Genomic DNA, 16,796 nt, shown 5'->3' with positions numbered 1-16,796 from the left:
AAAATCCGGGAGCATCGTTGGCCGCCGATCAGAAGCGGGTCGATATGCCGAAGTTGAATTCCTGCACGTCGTCGGTCGCTTCCTTCCTGACCGGGATCGCATAGTCGATACGGATCGGGCCGAAGGGCGAGGCCCACATCAGGCCGATACCGACCGAAGCACGCAATTTCATGTCAAGCGAACTCTGGTTCACGCTGGTATCGATCTTGCTGCCGTACAACGTTGCAGCATCCGCAAACACAGCGCCGCGCAGACCGAAGCTCTCCGGAACAACCGGCAACGGGAACTGAGCTTCGGCCGAGGCGTTGAAATAGGTCACACCACCGAGATGGTCACCCGTGGTCGGATCGACCGGGCCGATACCGGCATAGGCAAAGCCACGGATCATGCGGTCAGTGCTTTGGAATTGATCGAATATCCGCAGAGATCCATCGCCGCCGTAAGCCTCCACGTGACCCGCACCGCCTGAAATCAATCCGACCAGGTCAAGCTGCTCGGATAGAGTCTGGTAGACGCTGCCGCGTCCGGTGACCTTCACGAACTTGGCATCGCCACCGAGACCGGCCACTTCGACCGTCGTGTTGGCGTAGATACCCTCGTGCGGGTTCTTCATGTCGTCGATGGTGTTGTAGACCAGCCCCAAGCTGACCGACGACTTGATCCAAGGGCTTTGAGCGATGCCATCCAGGATGGCCGGAGAAATCGTGCAGGTGCCGTCTGGATTTCCGACGGTGGTAGGACCGCAACTATCGTCGACCTTATATTTCTCTTGCGAGATGTTGTAGGCCAGTTGGGTCGTGATGCTGTTGGTGATCGGCAGTCCGAAGCGGATCGTCGCGCCCGTCGTGTCGCTGTCGTAATTGTTGTTGTATTCCCGCGTCGACTTATAGATGTCGAAGCCGGCGGCGATGCGACGCCCGAGGAAATACGGCTCGGTGAAGGACAGGCTGTAGTCGCGTGAATTCTTGCCGCCGCCCGCCGACACCTTGATGAACTGGCCGCGGCCAAGGAAGTTACGCTCGGTGATCGATCCTTCGACCGACGGGCCCGCCGTGTCGCCACCGGTCGAATAGCCAGCGCCGACCGAGAATTCACCCGTCGACTTCTCGACCACGTCGACCACCAGCACGACCTGATCGGGCTGCGAGCCAGGCACCGTCGAGATATCAACTTTGTCAAAATAATTCAGGTCTTCCAGCCGCTTCTTCGCGCGCTGGATGAGCACCTGGTTGAACGCGTCGCCTTCGCTGACGTCGAATTCGCGGCGAATGACGTAGTCGCGTGTGCGATCGTTGCCACGGATCTCGATGCGCTCGATATAGGCCTTGGTGCCCTGGTCGATGGTATAGACCACCGAGATCGTATGGTTCTCGAAATTGCGGTCGCCACGTGGCGTCACCTGCGCGAAGGCGTAGCCGGAACCGGCCACCTTCTCGGTCAGGGCTATGATCGAATCCTCGACGTTCTTGGCGTTGTAGACGTCACCCTTTTGGGTCTCGACCACCGATTGCAGCGACTTGGCGTCGACTTCCGGGATCGTACTTTCGACGCTGATATCGCCGAAATTGTACCGCTCGCCTTCCTGGACGGTGATGGTGACGGTGTATTTGTTCGTCGCATTGTCGAGTTCGCCGACAGCCGACACGACCTGGAAATCGGCGTAGCCGTGATTGTAATAGAAGCGGCGCAGCAGCTCCTGGTCGGCGCGCAGCTTGTCTTCGTCATAGACGTCATCGCGCAGGATGAACGAAACCCAGGAAGAGCGCTTGGTGTTGATCACGTCCGACAGGCGGCGGCTGGAATAGGCGCTGTTGCCGACAAAATTGATCGCGGCGATCTGCGTGCGGTCGCCTTCAGTGATCTTGAAGACCACGTTCACGCGGTTGTCACCGAGATCCATGATCTGGGTGGTCACGCCGGCGTCGTCACGGCCGATACGGCGGTACGCGGCCTTGACCGCCTCGACGTCCGAATCGAGCGTGGCTTGCGAGAACGTGCTGCGCGGCTTCAGCTGAACCGCAGCCTGAAGCGCGTTGTCCTTGAGCTTCTTGTTGCCCTGGAACAGCACCTGGTTGACGACCTTGTATTCGGAAACCTTGACCACCAAGGTCGAGCCGACCTGGTTGATCTGGACATCCGAGAACAGGCCGGTGCCGAACAGCGCCTTGACCGCGCTGTCGATGTCCGAACTGGAGAAGGCCTTGCCCGGCTTGATGGTGATGTAGTTGCGGATGGTCTCGGCGTCGACACGCTGGTTGCCGCTCACTTCCACCCGGCTGACGACAGCGGCTTCGGCCGCCGATGTGGCAACGAATTGCACTGCGAGCGCACCTGGTACGACCAGAGCGGCGGACAGTGCCGCCGCGGACGCGGCGTTCAGAAACTTGGATGCTGCCTTCATCGGGCTTAATAACCTTTTCTCGTAGTCCCCACGGCGAGAAAACCGGACGTGCGGTAATTTCCCCTACCGTATTAACCGGATTTTCCCTACACGCAAGGCTTCTGGTTAATTTGTATTTACTTAACCGAGTTGCGTGGCTTTCGCGTCACTCATATCCCCGGGCATGGTAAACGACGTCTCAACATCGACCATGCCCAGGCCAAATTCCTTCATGATTTCAGCACCCAAACAGATCGTTCCAGAAAACGAAGCCCATGAAGCACAGCACCAGAAGCAGACCGGCCCGATAGGCCATTTCCATCATCCATTCCGACACCGGACGGCGGATGACTGCCTCCACCCCGTAGAACAAGAGATGGCCCCCGTCGAGGGGGGGAATCGGCAAAAGGTTTAGAATGCCTATCCCTACGGACAGCAATGCAACGAGTTGAACCAGCCACTCGAAACCCAGTTTGGCCGCCTTGCCGGCCATGTCGGCGATCTTGACCGGGCCACCCAACTGGCACTTGTCCTCGCGCCCGACGGCGAAACGCTGCATGAACTGGCCGGTGCGCTGGATGACATGGCCGGTTTCCTCGACCGCCGCGGCAACGGCCCCGACCGGCGTGTAGGTGACGAGACGGGGCTGGCCGAACTCCTTGTTGTTGACGACGCCGATCACCGCGACCTTGACCTTGTTGCCGAGTGCGTCTTGCTGCTCCATCAACTGCGGTGTCGCCGTCACGGTGACTTCCTTGCCACCGCGCAGCATGACGAAGGTGATGGTGTCACCGGCACGGCCCGAAACCAGGCGCTGCACGTCACCGAAGGTCTCGACCTTGCTGCCGTCGACGCTGACGAATCGGTCTCCGGGCAGGATGCCGGCCTTGGCTGCCGGACTGTCAGCGGTAACCTGCGCCACCATGGGTTCGGCGACATAACGCCCATAGGTGGTGAACAGCACGGAGAAGACGACGATCGTAAGCAGGAAATTGAACAGCGGCCCGGCCGCCACCGTCGCCGCGCGCTTCCATATCGCCTGGGTGTGGAAGGCAATCTTGCGTTCCTCATCGGTCAGCGTTTCGAGCTCTCCAGCCGTAGGTTTGCTGGAGGTGGCGCTCATGTCGCCGACAAATTTGACATAGCCGCCCAGCGGTATGGCGCAGAGCTTCCAGCGCGTGCCATGACTGTCGTTGAAGCCGATAAGTTCCGGACCGAAGCCGATCGAGAACGCCCTGACCCCGATGCCGCACCAGCGGCCGACGAGGTAGTGGCCCATTTCGTGGACGAACACCACCACGGTGAGCACAAAGAGAAACGGCACCAGCGTGCCGAGAAAGAGGCCGTCCGTGCTGAAAATCGCGTGAAGAATCTCGTTCAATTCAGGCCCTCAATTCTTCCGCGGTTGCGCCGTGACTGTGACATCAATCCAGGCAAATCCAAGGCATGCCCGCATCGGATCGCGAAACGACATCATTCAAATGGGAAACAGCCCCCGTGCCGGATGATCGGCCCCCGCCGAAATCCAGCCGATGACGTACAGGGCGAGAGCCGCCGCGACAAGCCCATCGACACGATCCATGACGCCGCCATGGCCTGGAATGAGCACGCCCGAATCCTTGCAGCCATGCCGCCGCTTGACCCATGATTCGAAAAGGTCGCCGGTCTGGGCGACAATCGAAAGTGCGAGCGCCACGAGACCGAGCAACGCTAGGTTGCCGGCGCCGGCGATGGTGGCCAGGATGAGACCGGCGACAACGCCGCCAACCACGCCGCCGAGCGCGCCGCTGCGCGTCTTGCCGGGCGAAATCGACGGCGCCAGTTTGGGGCCGCCGACGGCGCGGCCGACGAAATAGGCAAAAATGTCGGTCGCCCAGACCACCGCGAACAGAAACAGGATTGCGACCAGCCCCGAATGGTCGCCATCACGCAGCAGGGCAAGCGACAAGCCAGACACGCAAGCATAGGCAAGACCGCTCGCGTCCCACTGCCCGCTCTTGCCGACCCGGGCGGCAATCGCCGCCATGGCAACCAGTGCCACGACGAGCGGCAGCAGCCAGAATGAGGAAAGGCCGGCGATCAGGGCGACGATGAAAACGGCGGCCAGCGCTTCCGGCAGGAAGCCGAGCCCGCTGGCCGCGGCGGGCCGCGACATGCGTGTCCATTCGTAAAAGATCATCGCCGACATCGCCGCGCACAGCAGCCGGAAGGGCAGACCGCCAAGCCAGGTCAGGCCAAGGGCGACGATGGCCAGCACGACCGCCGAAATGACGCGGAGCTGAAGGTTGCTCATCCCGCGGCCGGTCGCGAAGCGACGTCTGGTGGGCCCAGGCCGCCGAAACGGCGCTCGCGGCCGGCGAATTCGCGCAAGGCCTCGGCGAGGTGCTCGCGGTTGAAGTCCGGCCAATAGCACGGCAGGAAGACGAGTTCGCTGTAGGCGGCCTGCCACAAGAGGAAGTTGGACAGGCGGAGCTCGCCGCTGGTGCGTATGACCAGTTCCGGATCGGGGATGCCTTGCGTGTCGAGCAAGCCGGCAAAGCTTTCGGCGGTGATTGCCTCGCTGTCGATCTCGCCGCGCGCCACGGCCGAGGCAAGCTTGCGCGCCGTGCGGACGATCTCGTCGCGCCCGCCATAGTTGAAGGCGATGACCAGCGTCAGCGCTTCGTTGTTGGCGGTGAGTGATTCGGCTTCGTCGAGCAGCCCCCTGATGTCGGCCTGCAGCCCTGTCCTGTCGCCGATGATCCTGACCCGCACGCCGCTCTGGTGCAGATCGGCAAGGTCACGGCGGATGAACAGCTTCAACAGCCCCATCAGGTCGCTGACCTCGGACTTCGGCCGCGACCAGTTCTCCGACGAGAAAGCATAGACGGTCAGGAAGGAGATGCCGAGATCGGGAGCCGCCCGCACCGTCTTGCGCAGCGCCTCCACCCCGGCGCGATGACCCGCAAGCCTCGGCATGCCACGCGCCTTGGCCCAGCGTCCATTTCCATCCATGATGATCGCGACGTGCGCGGGCGTTGTCATGATCTCGCTTTCGGATCAGCCCAAGGCCAACCTAAACCTGCATGATTTCAGCTTCCTTGTCGGAAAGCAGATGATCGATGGTGCTGATCGTTTCGTCGGTGAGCTTCTGCACCTGGTCCGAACGCTTGCGATGATCGTCCTCGCTGATGTCGCCGTCCTTCTCCGCCTTTTTCAGGAAGTCCATGCCGTCGCGGCGCACGTGGCGCGCGGCGACGCGGGCGTTCTCGGCGTAGCCATGCGAGATCTTGACCAGTTCCTTGCGGCGCTGTTCGTTGAGCTCCGGCAGCGGAATCCTCAGATTGGTGCCGTCGACGATCGGATTGAAGCCCAGATTGGACTCGCGGATGGCGCGGTCGACCGCGCCGACCATAGACTTGTCCCAGACCGACACCGAGATCATGCGCGGCTCCGGCACAGTGACGTTGGCGACCTGGTTGATCGGCATGGTGGTGCCATAGGCCTGAACCTGGATCGCATCGAGCAGATTGCTGGAAGCGCGACCGGTCCGCAGCGAAGCCAGGTCATGCTTGAACGCGGCGATTGCCCCATCCATGCGCCGCTTGAGATCGTCGTACTCACCACTCATCTTAGTCTCCTCGACCCGTCTGCCGCGGGTTCACTGCTTCGGGGGCGTTCGGGCCCGATTGTCGAAAACCAGCTTCCCTCTTCGGGATCAGGCCCCGGATCAATCGTCCGCGACGACCGTGCAGCGGCCGCCGCCCCTCAGAATATCGCCGAAACCACCTTTTTCGTGGATCGAATAAACGATTATCGGAATGTTGTTTTCACGCGCAAGTGCAATCGCAGCCGTATCCATGATGGAAAGGCCGCGTTTTATGACTTCACCATGACTGATGCGCTCGAAACGCGTCGCATCCGGGTCCTTTTTCGGATCAGCCGAGTAGACCCCGTCGACCTGCGTGCCCTTGAACAGAGCGTCGGCGCCGATTTCAGCCGCGCGAAGTGCGGCGGCCGAATCGGTCGTGAAGAACGGATTGCCGGTGCCGCCGGCAAAGATCACCACCTTGCCCTGGTTCATGTAGGCGGTCGCCTGGCGTTGCGAAAAGCTTTCGCAGAGTTCGGGCATGGCAATCGCGGACAGCACTACGGCGTCGACGCCGATCTTGTTCAGCGATGTTCGCAGCGCCAGCGAGTTGATGACCGTGGCCAGCATGCCCATGTGGTCGCCGGTGACGCGGTCTCCGCCCTTGGAGGCGACGGCCACGCCGCGAAAGATGTTGCCGCCGCCGATGACGACGCCAACCTCGATGCCCAGCGCGCGGGCTTCGGCGATGTCGGCGGCAATGCGGTCCACGACCGAGACATCGATGCCGAAATGCTGTTCGCCCATCAACGCTTCGCCCGACGCTTTCAACAAAACACGTCGGTAGAGGGGCTTCACCGTCATATGGTCCTCGTCATTTGCATGTGGCGCGCCTGGGCTGGCCGCCCTCGCGCAGGCGCCCGAACATTGGCACGATGCCGAGTTCCGATACACGAAGGGCGCCGCGATGTCACGCGGCGCCCAAACGGCAATTTCATGGGCACCCTGCCCGATCGATCAACTGGTGGAGACGCTGGTCGGCAGACCTTCGACGAGCACCGGCAGCGCGTATCCGGAAGGCTTGTCGCCGGTCGCGGCACCGCCGGTAACGCGCGCCTGTATTTGCGGACCGAAAAAGGAATAGGGAAACGGCGCCGGAGTCCTGCTGACCTCGTCCAGCCGGTCGCGAAGCCTTGCGGGAATCTCGAAATCCAGCGCGCCAAGATTGTCCTGCATCTGGGCAAGCTTCGTCGCGCCGAGGATGACGGCGGCAATCCCCGGCTGCGTCGCCGCCCAGTTGAGCGCGACCTGGGACATGGAGCGGCCAAGCTCGGATGCGACCTTCTCGAGTTCCGCCACGATGGCCCAGTTGTGCTCGGTGAACTTTTGAAAGCCCGGATGCGTCGAGTCGCGAAATCCGTCGAGCCGACCCGCGTTTCCGGCCTGAGCCGGCCGATACTTGCCGCTCAGCAGCCCGCTGGCCAGCGGGCTCCAGACCATGATGCCGGCGCCATGGCGCATGCCGAACGGCACGAACTCGTTCTCGATCGCGCGTTCGGCCAGGGAGTATTCGAGCTGTAGCGCCGAGACCGGCTCATATCCACGCAGTTCGGCGATCGCCTGGGCCCGGCCCGCATACCAGGCTGGCACATCGGAAAGGCCGACATGGCGAATTTTGCCCGCGCGCACGAGATCGTCGAGGGTGCGCATGACCTCTTCGGCCGGCGTCAGCCTGTCCCAGACATGCATGAGATATAGATCGATATAATCGGTGCCCAACCGCTTCAGCGAGGCATCGACGGCCCGCATGATGTTCTTGCGGCCATTGCCGCCGCCATTCGGATTGCCAGGCTGCATGTTCATGGTGAACTTGCTGGCGATCACCGCCATGTCGCGCAAGCCGCGCTCGGCGATGAATTCGCCAAGCCAGGCTTCGGCGGTGCCGCCGGTGTAGAGGTCCGCGGTGTCGAAGAAATTGCCGCCCGCCTCGACATAGGTGTCGAACATCGCCCGCGCGGTGTTCCTGTCGGCTCCCCAACCCCATTCCGTGCCGAAAGTCATCGTGCCCAGCGCCAGACGGCTGACCCTGAGGCCGCTGTTGCCGAGCGTGTAATAGGTCATGCTCATGATCGTTCTCCAATGCTTGGTAGCTACTGCGTCACTGGCCCGCAGTGTCACTGTCCCGGCGTCGTCTTGACCCAGGGATTGCCGCGCTCATGCGTCATGCGGAACGTGAAGCCGTCGACCTTCCAGCCGGCGGCGGAACGCGTCAGGTGGTGCTCATAGGTGCCCCAGACTTCCCAAAGCGGGTCGCCATTGCCTTCCATCCGGTTCCAGGCATAGCCGTTGGAACGAACGGTCGCCGCATCGGCCTCAAGGACGACCTGGTGGTTGGTGCGCAAATGCAGGCTTGTCTTGCTGCCCTTGAGGTTGCCCGCCCAGGCGCCGATCAGGTCGTCGGAGGCGATGTTGGCCGCCGGCTGTCCGGAAAGGCTGCTGAAATCGGCAGTGACCCGATCCGCGAAATAGCTGCGTGCAAGTTTCCAGTCCTGGGCGTCGACGGCGCGGTCGATGGCATCGGCGATGCGGATCACCGCGCGCTCGTCAGCGAACGCCCGCCAGTCGGATGGCTCCGCCCCGCCGGCATCGATCGGCGCCAACGCCATGCCTGCCGCGAAAGTTACCTGCTTCAATGCATTCATGTCTTTTCTCCTCGATGCCATCAGCCCATCGCCGACGTGTTGGCGACAATGTGGACCGGCACGCTAATAGCGATAAGATTGCATTGTTCGTACAGACTATGCGATATCATGCATGAATGGATCGGGACCTGCTCACCCACCTGCCTGTGATCGTCGCCGTTGCCCGGCGCGGCGGCTTCGCGCTTGCCGCTGCCGAACTCGGCATGAGCCCTTCGGCGGTCAGTCATGCGGTGCGCCTTGTCGAAGAGCGGATCGGCCAGCCCTTGTTCGCACGCACGACGCGCAGCGTTTCGCTCACCGAGGCCGGCAAGGCGCTGGTGGAAACGGCGGCCCCTGCCCTTCAAGACATTGCCGAGCGGATGGACCGTATCCGCAGTGTCAAAGGCAGGCCCTCCGGCCTGCTCAGGATCAACGCCTCCAACATCGCGATCCCATTGGCGGTGACTCCGGTCGTCGCAGCGATGGCCGAGCGCTATCCGGAGGTTACGGTCGAGATTTTCGCCGACCAGGGTCTGGTTGATATCGTCGGCGAAGGCTTCGATGCCGGCATCCGGCTTGGCGAGATGATCGCGCAGGACATGGTGGCGGTCCGGCTGACGCCGCCATTCTCCGTAGTCATCGTCGCCTCGCCCGCCTATATCGGCCGGCACGGCCGTCCCGGCAGCGTTGCCGACCTGGCAAATCACAATTGCATTGGCTACCGGCTCGTCCGTTCCGGAGCTCTCTATCGCTGGGATCTGGTCGAGGATGGCAAGGACATCGCCATGGAGACGCGGGGCAGCGTTGTGGTGACGGATTCACTTGCGGCAATCGATCTTGCGCTCGCAGGCGTCGGACTCGCCTATATGTTCGAGCCGCTGGCGCGCGCCGATCTTGCCGCCGGCCGCCTCGTCCAGGTCCTGCCGCAATCGGCGATCGAGGAACCTGGCCTGTTTCTCTACTTCCCACGCCGGGCCGCGATGGCGCCGAAGCTGAGGGCCTTCATCGATACCGCAAACGAAATCGGCCGGGCGCCCTTGCGGACACCCGGCCGAGTTGCCTGAGTTCGTTGGAGCAATTCCAGGAAAAGTGTGAAGCGGTTTTCCCGGGAAAAGCGCGTAGCGCTTTCCCTTGGGAATTGCGTCAAAACAAAGAGTTAGCCCTGGAAAAGGCTATTTCTTGACCGCCGCCGCGACTTCCGCCGCGAAATCGGTCTCTTCCCTCTCGATGCCTTCGCCGAGCGCGAAGCGCAGATAGGCCGTGATCTTGGCCGGTGCGCCGATCTCCTTTTCGGCATCCTTGAGCGCCTTCTCGACGGTGATGTCGGGATTGAGCACGAAGGCCTGCTTCAGGAGCACGACTTCCTCATAGAACTTGCGCATGCGGCCCTCGACCATCTTCTCGATGATCGCTTCCGGCTTGCCGGACTGGCGCGCCTGGTCGGAGAAGATCGCCTTCTCGCGCTCGACCGCTGCCGGATCGATCTGCTCCGCGGTCAGCGCCATCGGGTTGGTGGCGGCGACATGCATGGCGACCTGACGGCCGAAGGCGTTGGCGGCATGCTCATTGCCCGTGGTCTCGATCGCGACCAGCACGCCGAGCTTGCCAAGGCCGTCGGCAACGGCGTTGTGGACGTAGGTAGCGACCGCGCCGTGCGGAACGGTGAGCTTGGCCGAGCGGCGGAAACCCATATTTTCGCCAATGGTGCCGACGGCGTCCTTGATGGTGTCGGAAACCGACTTGTCCGAGCCCGGATACTTGGCGGCAGCCACTGCTTCGGTCGTGCCGTAGGCGAGCGCCACCTTGGCGACATTGGCAACGATTTCCTGGAACGCGGCGTTGCGGGCGACGAAGTCGGTCTCGGAATTGACCTCGACGACGGCAGCTTCGCGCACGCCATTGTCGACGCCGATCAGACCTTCAGCCGCGGTACGGCCAGCCTTCTTGTCGGCCTTCGAGATGCCCTTCTTGCGCAGCCAGTCGACGGCCTCTTCCATGTTGCCGTTGGTCTCGGTCAACGCCGCCTTGCAGTCCATCATGCCCGCGCCGGTCAAGTCGCGGAGTTCTTTGACCTGTGCAGCCGAAATGCTCATTGTCGCCTCTTTGATTTAAATGCACCGACGCACCATCGGTATTCGATGATGCGTCTGTCTAGCGTGCCAAAATATGAGAAAGATGAAGGCCGCGGGCGGCCTTCGATTGTCAAGCCTCGGGGGCTTCCGAAGCCGGAGCCGGATCGAGCGCAGGCTCGACCGGAGCTTCGACCGAAGCGCCGATGTCGACACCGAGCGCGCCCTGCTGACGGGCGATGCCGTCGATCGCAGCCTTGGCGATCAGGTCGCAATAGAGCTGGATGGCGCGCGCCGCGTCGTCATTGCCGGGGATCGGGAAGTCGATCTTGTCCGGATCGCAATTCGAATCGATGATGGCCACGACCGGAATGCCGAGACGCTTGGCCTCGAGGATGGCGATCGCTTCCTTGTTGGTGTCGATCACGAACATCAGGTCGGGCGTCGAGCCCATGTCCTTGATGCCGCCGAGTGCCTTGTCGAGCTTCTCGCGCTCGCGGTCGAGGTTGAGGCGCTCCTTCTTGGTGAGGCCCTGGGCTTCGCCGGCCAGCATCTCGTCGAGCTTGCGCAGGCGTTGGATCGAGTTCGAGATCGTCTTCCAGTTGGTCAGCATGCCGCCGAGCCAACGCGAGTTGACGTAATACTGGGCCGAACGCTGTGCCGCGTCAGCGACAATGTCCGACGCCTGGCGCTTGGTGCCGACGAACAGCACGCGGCCGCCCTTGGCAACGGTGTCGGAAACCTGCTTCAGCGCCTGGTGCAGCAAAGGCACCGTCTGCGAGAGGTCGATGATGTGGATGTTGTTGCGGGCGCCATAGATGTAGGGCGCCATCTTCGGGTTCCAGCGATGGGTCTGGTGGCCGAAGTGAATGCCAGCTTCCAAAAGCTGGCGCATGCTGAAATCAGGCAGTGCCATTCTCATTTCCTTTCCGGTTAGCCTCCACGGACACAGGCATTTTTGGACAAAGTCCTCGAACGCCACCGGAGGTTTCAGCCGGATTTCTCCCGGGCAGACACCAAAGTCCGTGTGTGGAATGAGCGCGCATATAGAGGGGATGCGCGACAAACGCAAGCGACGAGGCGCTTCACCGCTCAGCGTGCGGCAATCAGCGCTCCGGTGCCGATCATGGCGCTGCCGGCAAACCTGTTCATCAGCCGCATGCGCTTCGGCGTCCTGAACCAGCCTGAGGCCCTGCCCGCCAGCGCGGCATAGAGCCCCATGGTCAGGACGTTGACACTGATCACGACCGCAACCACCAGCAAGCCATCGGTGAAGGTCATGGTGTCGAGATTGAGGATCAGCGGCATGATCGAGGCATGGAACAGGATCGCCTTCGGATTCCCCAGCGCTATGGACGCGCCAAGGAAGAAAGACCGGGATAATCTCGCCTCGGCCATCTGCGCCTTATTTGATTGCGTCGCCGAGGCCCGCCACATCCTGACGCCGAGAAAGATCAGATAGGCGGCGCCCGCATATTTCAGCAGGAGAAAGATCCATTCGAAGGTCTGGGCGAGCGCCACCAGTCCGAGCAGCGCCAGAGTGACCAGCACGGCATCGCCGGCGGCGACTCCGACGCCGGCTATGAAGGCGCGAAGAAACCCACGCGACACGCCATTGGTGATGACCGCGAACATCGCTGGTCCGGGTGTTGCGGCGGCAAGGGTGACGGCGGCGCAATATGCGAGAAATGCCGTAGGTGTCATCGCCTGACCTTTCCGTTGGGCACCCGCACGCGTCGAAAGATGGCGACGATCTGCTCGCGGCTGCATTCGATGGCGCCGAGCCGCACCGCGCGGTCGCGCTCGAAGCCGGTTATGTCATAATGCGGCGCCGATGTCTTGGGCGGTCCCTGGTAGGACGAGCGCTTGACGCCGAGTTCGGCGGCAAAGCGATGCAACTCGTCGGTATCGTCGGCCAGGAGATGGCACCAGAGATGGCCCGCCCACTTCCAGATCGCCGCGTCGACGTAGACCGCCATCAAGCCCGCCGTGGCCCGCTCAATTGCACATTCCCGCTATTTCGATACCGCGCCGGCTATTTCGATACCGGGCCAATTATTTCGATACTGGGCCAATTATTTCGATACTGGGCAAGGCTTTGTCTGGTCGAACAGTGAAAGATTGACCAGCTTGCCGGTCATCGAGAAGTCGCCATAGTCCATGGTGAGATCGCGGGTGATGCCGTTCTCATGCAGCTTGAAGCTGATCCGGTATTCCGGCACTTCTTCGCCATTCTGGGCGCTGTCGTCGAAATAGGCGATGTCGACCGGCCAGTATTTGTCGGTGGCAAGCTTCGCCAACGCCGGCGCTTCCGGATCAGCCTTCTGGCCATCGGTCTTCTTGCCGACGACGACGGTGGTCGCCATCACCTTATTGGCGTCTTCCGAACCGTCGAACAGGTTTGTCTGGTAGAAGTTCTCGCCCTTCTCGGCCTTGCCGATCAGTTCAACCAGATGCTGGGTCGGGAACTGGGTGGCGGCGAGTTCGAGGCTGTTCTTCTCGGGCTTGTCGATATCGACCTTGAGCCCCTTCGCGTCTTTCGTGGCAATGCCCTTGACCTCCTTGTCGAGGTTTTGGTCGACGAAGGATTTGGTCACGAACGAAAACGTCTTGCCTTCGGCATCCTCGAACGTGGTCGTCTGCTGGTCGGTCACCCTTGTATTGTCGTTGGTGACGATCTGGGTGACGAAACGGAATTTCACGGTATAGCCTTCGCAGGCGGAGCCGTTGAACTCGTAGACCATACGGCCCGATATACCGGTTATGCCGGAGCGGTCGGACGCCTTGTTGAGGGTGAGATCGTACACGGCGCGATGCGCCTGCAGCGCCGGCACGGCGAAAGCGGGCCCTATCGAGAAGACCGCAGACAACAGGACGGCATGGAATGCGAGGCGCGTTGCGCGCATGTGGTGCTCCGATCGTCGCGGCTGATGGCAGGGCCGCAGGGAAAGATGGTCCAGCTTAAAAAAAGTCATGGCGGAAGCGAGGCAAAAATAGCAATTTCGGCCCGGCCAGCGCGGCGCCTTCCAGCAATAGGGAAAAGCAATGAGTGAAACAATCGAAAAGCGGCTAAGCGATCTGGGCGTGACGCTTCCTGTCGCCGCCGCGCCTGCCGCCAACTACGTGCCTTATTGCAGGACCGGCAACCTGCTGTTCACCGCCGGGCAATTGCCGCTCAAGGACGGCAAGCTGCAGGCCGTCGGCCTGCTCGGCCGCGATGTCGACACGGCAAGCGGCAAGGACGCCGCGAAATACTGCGCCATCAACATTCTGGCACAGGCCAAGGCAGCGCTCGGCGATCTCGAGAAAATCCGCCGCCTGGTGAAGATCACCGTCTTCGTCGCCTCCGCCACCGACTTCGTCGAGCAGCACCTAGTTGCCAATGGCGCCTCCGATTTCCTGGTCGCCGCTCTTGGCGAGCGCGGCAAGCATGCCCGCTCCGCCGTCGGCACCGCCTCCCTGCCGCTTAATGCCGCAGTGGAAATCGAAGCGATCTTCGAAGTCGAATGAGCGAAGGCCCGACATGACCGACCTTTCCTGGCTGATTGCCCGGCCCGTTGCCCATCGCGGCTTTCACGACATGAACAAGACGCGCTGGGAAAACACGCTTTCCGCCTTCACCGCCGCGGCCGAACGCGGCTACGCCATCGAATGCGACGTGCATCTGTCGTCGGATGGCGTGCCCGTCATCATCCACGATGGCGACCTGAAAAGGCTGACCGGGCAGGACGGTTTCGTCTGGCAGCGCACCGCGGCTGAACTTGCGACGCTCAAGGTTGGCGGGACACCGGATCACGTGCCGACGTTGCAGGAAGCACTCGACCTCGTCGACGGCCGCGTGCCCATGGTCGTCGAGCTGAAAGGGACTCCCGGCCGCGACGAAGGTCTGGTGGCGCGCGTCGGCAAGATGCTCAAGCGCTACAAGGGCAAGGCGGCGATCATGTCGTTCGATCACTGGCTGATCCGCGATTTCGCCAAACACGCGCCGGGCATTCCGGGTGGACTGACCGCCTACGGCAAGGACCTCAAACTGATCGAGGCGCATTTCGCCATGCTGGCGCATGAGCTTTCCTTCACCTCCTACGCTGCCGGCGACCTGCCGAATCCGTTTGTCAGCTTTGTGCGTGAAAAGCTCAAAATGCCCGTCATTACCTGGACGGTGCATGATCAGCCCGCGGTCGACCTGACCTTCAGATACGCCGACCAGATGACCTTCGAAGGGTTCGAACCCGACCTCGTCGAAGTCGCCTGAGCGGAGTGCCTGAAACGTGACTTGTAGCAGCCCGGATGGAGCTTAAATAAGCCTCATGGATCAGGGCGACGATGGCGACAGGCAAACAGCAAATGCGGACTATTCGATCCGCATCGCCGCAGGCATCGGAGCCTTCACCTGCGATGAATGGAACGGATTTGCCGGCACCACGCGCAACGCGAAAAACGACTACAACCCGCTGGTTTCATACGCTTTTTTAAGTGCGTTGGAGGATTCCGGCTGCGCCGTGCGGCGCACCGGCTGGCAAGGACATCACCTGCGGCTGGAGACAGCGCAAGGCAGGCTGCTCGGTGCCGTCCCCTGCTATCTCAAGTCGCACAGCCAGGGCGAATATGTGTTCGATCATGGCTGGTCGGATGCCTTCGAGCGCGCCGGCGGCCGCTATTATCCAAAACTGCAAAGTGCTGTGCCGTTCACCCCGGTCACCGGCCCTCGCCTGCTGGTCGGCAAAGGCGAGGACCAGGATGCGGTGAAGGCCGGGCTGGCCGCCGGCCTCAAAATGGTGACCGACAAGCTCGGCGTGTCCTCCGCGCATGTGACCTTCGCGCAGGAGAGCGACGTCGCGACGCTGGAGGCGGCAGGCTTCCTGCATCGCACCGACCAGCAATTCCACTTCTTCAACGAAGGCTTTTCCTCCTATGACGACTTCCTGGCCACGCTTGCCTCGCGCAAGCGCAAGGCAATGAAGAAAGAAAGGCGCGAGGCGCTTGCCGATGGCATCTCGATCGACTGGCTGACCGGCAAGGACCTGACGGAAAAAGCCTGGGACGACTTCTTCGCCTTCTACATGGACACTGGCAGCCGCAAATGGGGCCGTCCCTATCTGAACCGTCAGTTCTTCTCGCTGATCGGCGAACGCATGGCTGACGACATCCTTCTGGTGATGGCCAGGCGACACGGGCGCTACATAGCCGGCGCCATCAACTTCATCGGCTCCGACGCGCTCTATGGCCGCAACTGGGGCTGCATCGAGGATCATCCCTTCCTGCATTTCGAGGTCTGCTACCACCAGGCGATCGACTTCGCCATCGAACGCAAGCTCAAGGTGGTCGAGGCAGGCGCCCAGGGAGAGCACAAGCTGGCACGCGGCTACCGGCCGGTGACCATGCATTCCGCCCATTACATTTCTCATCCCGGCCTGCGCAATGCGGTGGCCGATTATCTTCGGCGCGAGCGTCGCGAAGTCGAACGGATGGGCGAATATCTGGAAGACCACACGCCATTCCGCAAGGACCTGGAGGAATAGCGGGCGCCTTTTGCGCTGCAGCCACCTGATCGTCCCACGACATCGTCTTGCCGCTCCGGGGCAGCTTCGCTACACGAGTTGGCGAGGCACAATCCGGAGCATTCACCATGGCCGACACCGCCTACGACACCGAAAACATCTTCGCCAAGATCCTGCGCGGAGAAATTCCCTCGCACCGCGTCTACGAAGACGAAGCAGTCGTGGCTTTCATGGACGTGATGCCACAGGGGCCCGGCCATACGTTGGTCGTGCCGAAGGCGCCGTCGCGCAACCTGCTCGACGCCGACCCCTCGACCTTCGGTCCGCTTTTCACGGTCGTCCAGAAAGTGGCGGCGGCGGTCAAACAAGCCTTCGACGCCGACGGCGTCACCATCATGCAGTTCAACGAGCCCGCTTCGGGGCAGACCGTCTACCATCTGCATGTCCATGTCATTCCGCGCTTCGACGGCATCCCCCTGAAGCCGCACACGGGTGGGATGGAGAAGCCCGAAGTGCTGGCACAGAACGCCGAAACGATCCGAACCGTCCTGCGTGCGCGGTTTTAAATCTTTGTAAACTGAACGATCATATCGGCACCTG

The 16,796-nt window shown here is 61.9% G+C and carries 18 protein-coding genes; 5 read left to right on the top strand and 13 right to left on the bottom strand.

The annotated features are described in order from the left end of the window. Positions 1-28: 28 nt before the first annotated feature. The 8 genes from bamA to AC0NIH_RS19590 all read right to left on the bottom strand — a co-directional run bounded on the left by bamA (position 29) and on the right by AC0NIH_RS19590 (position 8,650). Positions 29-2,401, bottom strand: a complete 2,373-nt coding sequence (gene bamA, locus AC0NIH_RS19625; protein ID WP_473460341.1) for an outer membrane protein assembly factor BamA — start codon at positions 2,399-2,401, stop codon at positions 29-31. A gap of 217 nt (positions 2,402-2,618) precedes the next feature. Then, positions 2,619-3,761: an RIP metalloprotease RseP gene (rseP, locus tag AC0NIH_RS19620; protein WP_023764921.1), complete on the bottom strand. Its 1,143-nt coding sequence runs from the start codon at positions 3,759-3,761 to the stop codon at positions 2,619-2,621. 96 nt (positions 3,762-3,857) lie between these two features. Then, positions 3,858-4,673 carry a phosphatidate cytidylyltransferase gene (locus tag AC0NIH_RS19615; RefSeq protein ID WP_473460343.1) on the bottom strand — a complete coding sequence of 272 codons (816 nt, stop codon included), beginning with the start codon at positions 4,671-4,673 and terminating at the stop codon, positions 3,858-3,860. After that, positions 4,670-5,404 (bottom strand): isoprenyl transferase, encoded by a 735-nt coding sequence (locus AC0NIH_RS19610; protein ID WP_023764919.1) that lies wholly within the window; start codon positions 5,402-5,404, stop codon positions 4,670-4,672. The genes AC0NIH_RS19615 and AC0NIH_RS19610 overlap by 4 nt, the downstream gene beginning before the upstream one ends. Positions 5,405-5,435: 31 nt before the next feature. Then, entirely contained in the window at positions 5,436-5,990 is a 555-nt protein-coding gene (frr, locus tag AC0NIH_RS19605; protein WP_023777436.1) for a ribosome recycling factor, read from the bottom strand. A 99-nt stretch (positions 5,991-6,089) separates the two neighbouring features. Continuing rightward, the gene (gene pyrH, locus AC0NIH_RS19600; RefSeq protein WP_013895365.1) at positions 6,090-6,812 is read right to left on the bottom strand and encodes a UMP kinase; all 723 of its coding nucleotides are present in this window, start codon (positions 6,810-6,812) and stop codon (positions 6,090-6,092) included. 153 nt (positions 6,813-6,965) lie between these two features. Continuing rightward, positions 6,966-8,075 (bottom strand): aldo/keto reductase, encoded by a 1,110-nt coding sequence (locus tag AC0NIH_RS19595; protein ID WP_287273705.1) that lies wholly within the window; start codon positions 8,073-8,075, stop codon positions 6,966-6,968. A gap of 47 nt (positions 8,076-8,122) precedes the next feature. Next, positions 8,123-8,650: a nuclear transport factor 2 family protein gene (locus tag AC0NIH_RS19590; RefSeq protein ID WP_473460346.1), complete on the bottom strand. Its 528-nt coding sequence runs from the start codon at positions 8,648-8,650 to the stop codon at positions 8,123-8,125. A 116-nt stretch (positions 8,651-8,766) separates the two neighbouring features. On the opposite strand from AC0NIH_RS19590, the gene AC0NIH_RS19585 reads away from it, so the two are divergent. Further along, positions 8,767-9,693: a LysR family transcriptional regulator gene (locus AC0NIH_RS19585; protein WP_013895362.1), complete on the top strand. Its 927-nt coding sequence runs from the start codon at positions 8,767-8,769 to the stop codon at positions 9,691-9,693. Positions 9,694-9,801: 108 nt separating this feature from the next. Here the strand turns inward: AC0NIH_RS19585 and tsf are convergent, their stop codons facing one another. The 5 genes from tsf to AC0NIH_RS19560 all read right to left on the bottom strand — a co-directional run bounded on the left by tsf (position 9,802) and on the right by AC0NIH_RS19560 (position 13,604). Then, on the bottom strand, positions 9,802-10,722 hold the full coding sequence (gene tsf / locus AC0NIH_RS19580) for a translation elongation factor Ts (protein WP_023764914.1): 921 nt from the start codon (positions 10,720-10,722) through the stop codon (positions 9,802-9,804). A 109-nt stretch (positions 10,723-10,831) separates the two neighbouring features. After that, positions 10,832-11,614: a 30S ribosomal protein S2 gene (gene rpsB, locus AC0NIH_RS19575; RefSeq protein WP_023777441.1), complete on the bottom strand. Its 783-nt coding sequence runs from the start codon at positions 11,612-11,614 to the stop codon at positions 10,832-10,834. 176 nt (positions 11,615-11,790) lie between these two features. After that, the gene (locus tag AC0NIH_RS19570) at positions 11,791-12,402 is read right to left on the bottom strand and encodes a LysE family translocator (RefSeq protein ID WP_352690231.1); all 612 of its coding nucleotides are present in this window, start codon (positions 12,400-12,402) and stop codon (positions 11,791-11,793) included. Then, the gene (locus tag AC0NIH_RS19565; RefSeq protein WP_023764912.1) at positions 12,399-12,677 is read right to left on the bottom strand and encodes a DUF4031 domain-containing protein; all 279 of its coding nucleotides are present in this window, start codon (positions 12,675-12,677) and stop codon (positions 12,399-12,401) included. Before AC0NIH_RS19565 ends, AC0NIH_RS19570 begins: the two co-directional genes overlap by 4 nt. A gap of 96 nt (positions 12,678-12,773) precedes the next feature. After that, complete coding sequence (locus AC0NIH_RS19560; RefSeq protein WP_287273718.1) at positions 12,774-13,604, bottom strand: cell envelope integrity EipB family protein; 831 nt, start codon at positions 13,602-13,604, stop codon at positions 12,774-12,776. Positions 13,605-13,743: 139 nt separating this feature from the next. On the opposite strand from AC0NIH_RS19560, the gene AC0NIH_RS19555 reads away from it, so the two are divergent. The 4 genes from AC0NIH_RS19555 to AC0NIH_RS19540 all read left to right on the top strand — a co-directional run bounded on the left by AC0NIH_RS19555 (position 13,744) and on the right by AC0NIH_RS19540 (position 16,762). Then, positions 13,744-14,208 carry a RidA family protein gene (locus AC0NIH_RS19555; RefSeq protein ID WP_023764910.1) on the top strand — a complete coding sequence of 155 codons (465 nt, stop codon included), beginning with the start codon at positions 13,744-13,746 and terminating at the stop codon, positions 14,206-14,208. A 13-nt stretch (positions 14,209-14,221) separates the two neighbouring features. After that, positions 14,222-14,950: a glycerophosphodiester phosphodiesterase gene (locus AC0NIH_RS19550; RefSeq protein WP_287273722.1), complete on the top strand. Its 729-nt coding sequence runs from the start codon at positions 14,222-14,224 to the stop codon at positions 14,948-14,950. A gap of 55 nt (positions 14,951-15,005) precedes the next feature. Beyond that, the gene (locus AC0NIH_RS19545; RefSeq protein ID WP_473460349.1) at positions 15,006-16,217 is read left to right on the top strand and encodes a GNAT family N-acetyltransferase; all 1,212 of its coding nucleotides are present in this window, start codon (positions 15,006-15,008) and stop codon (positions 16,215-16,217) included. Between the two features lie 107 nt (positions 16,218-16,324). Next, positions 16,325-16,762 carry an HIT family protein gene (locus AC0NIH_RS19540; protein WP_473460351.1) on the top strand — a complete coding sequence of 146 codons (438 nt, stop codon included), beginning with the start codon at positions 16,325-16,327 and terminating at the stop codon, positions 16,760-16,762. The last annotated feature ends 34 nt before the right edge of the window (positions 16,763-16,796 follow it).

This window comes from Mesorhizobium sp. WSM1386, assembly GCF_055901595.1.
This window is presented reverse-complemented; position numbering and strand designations above follow the sequence as displayed.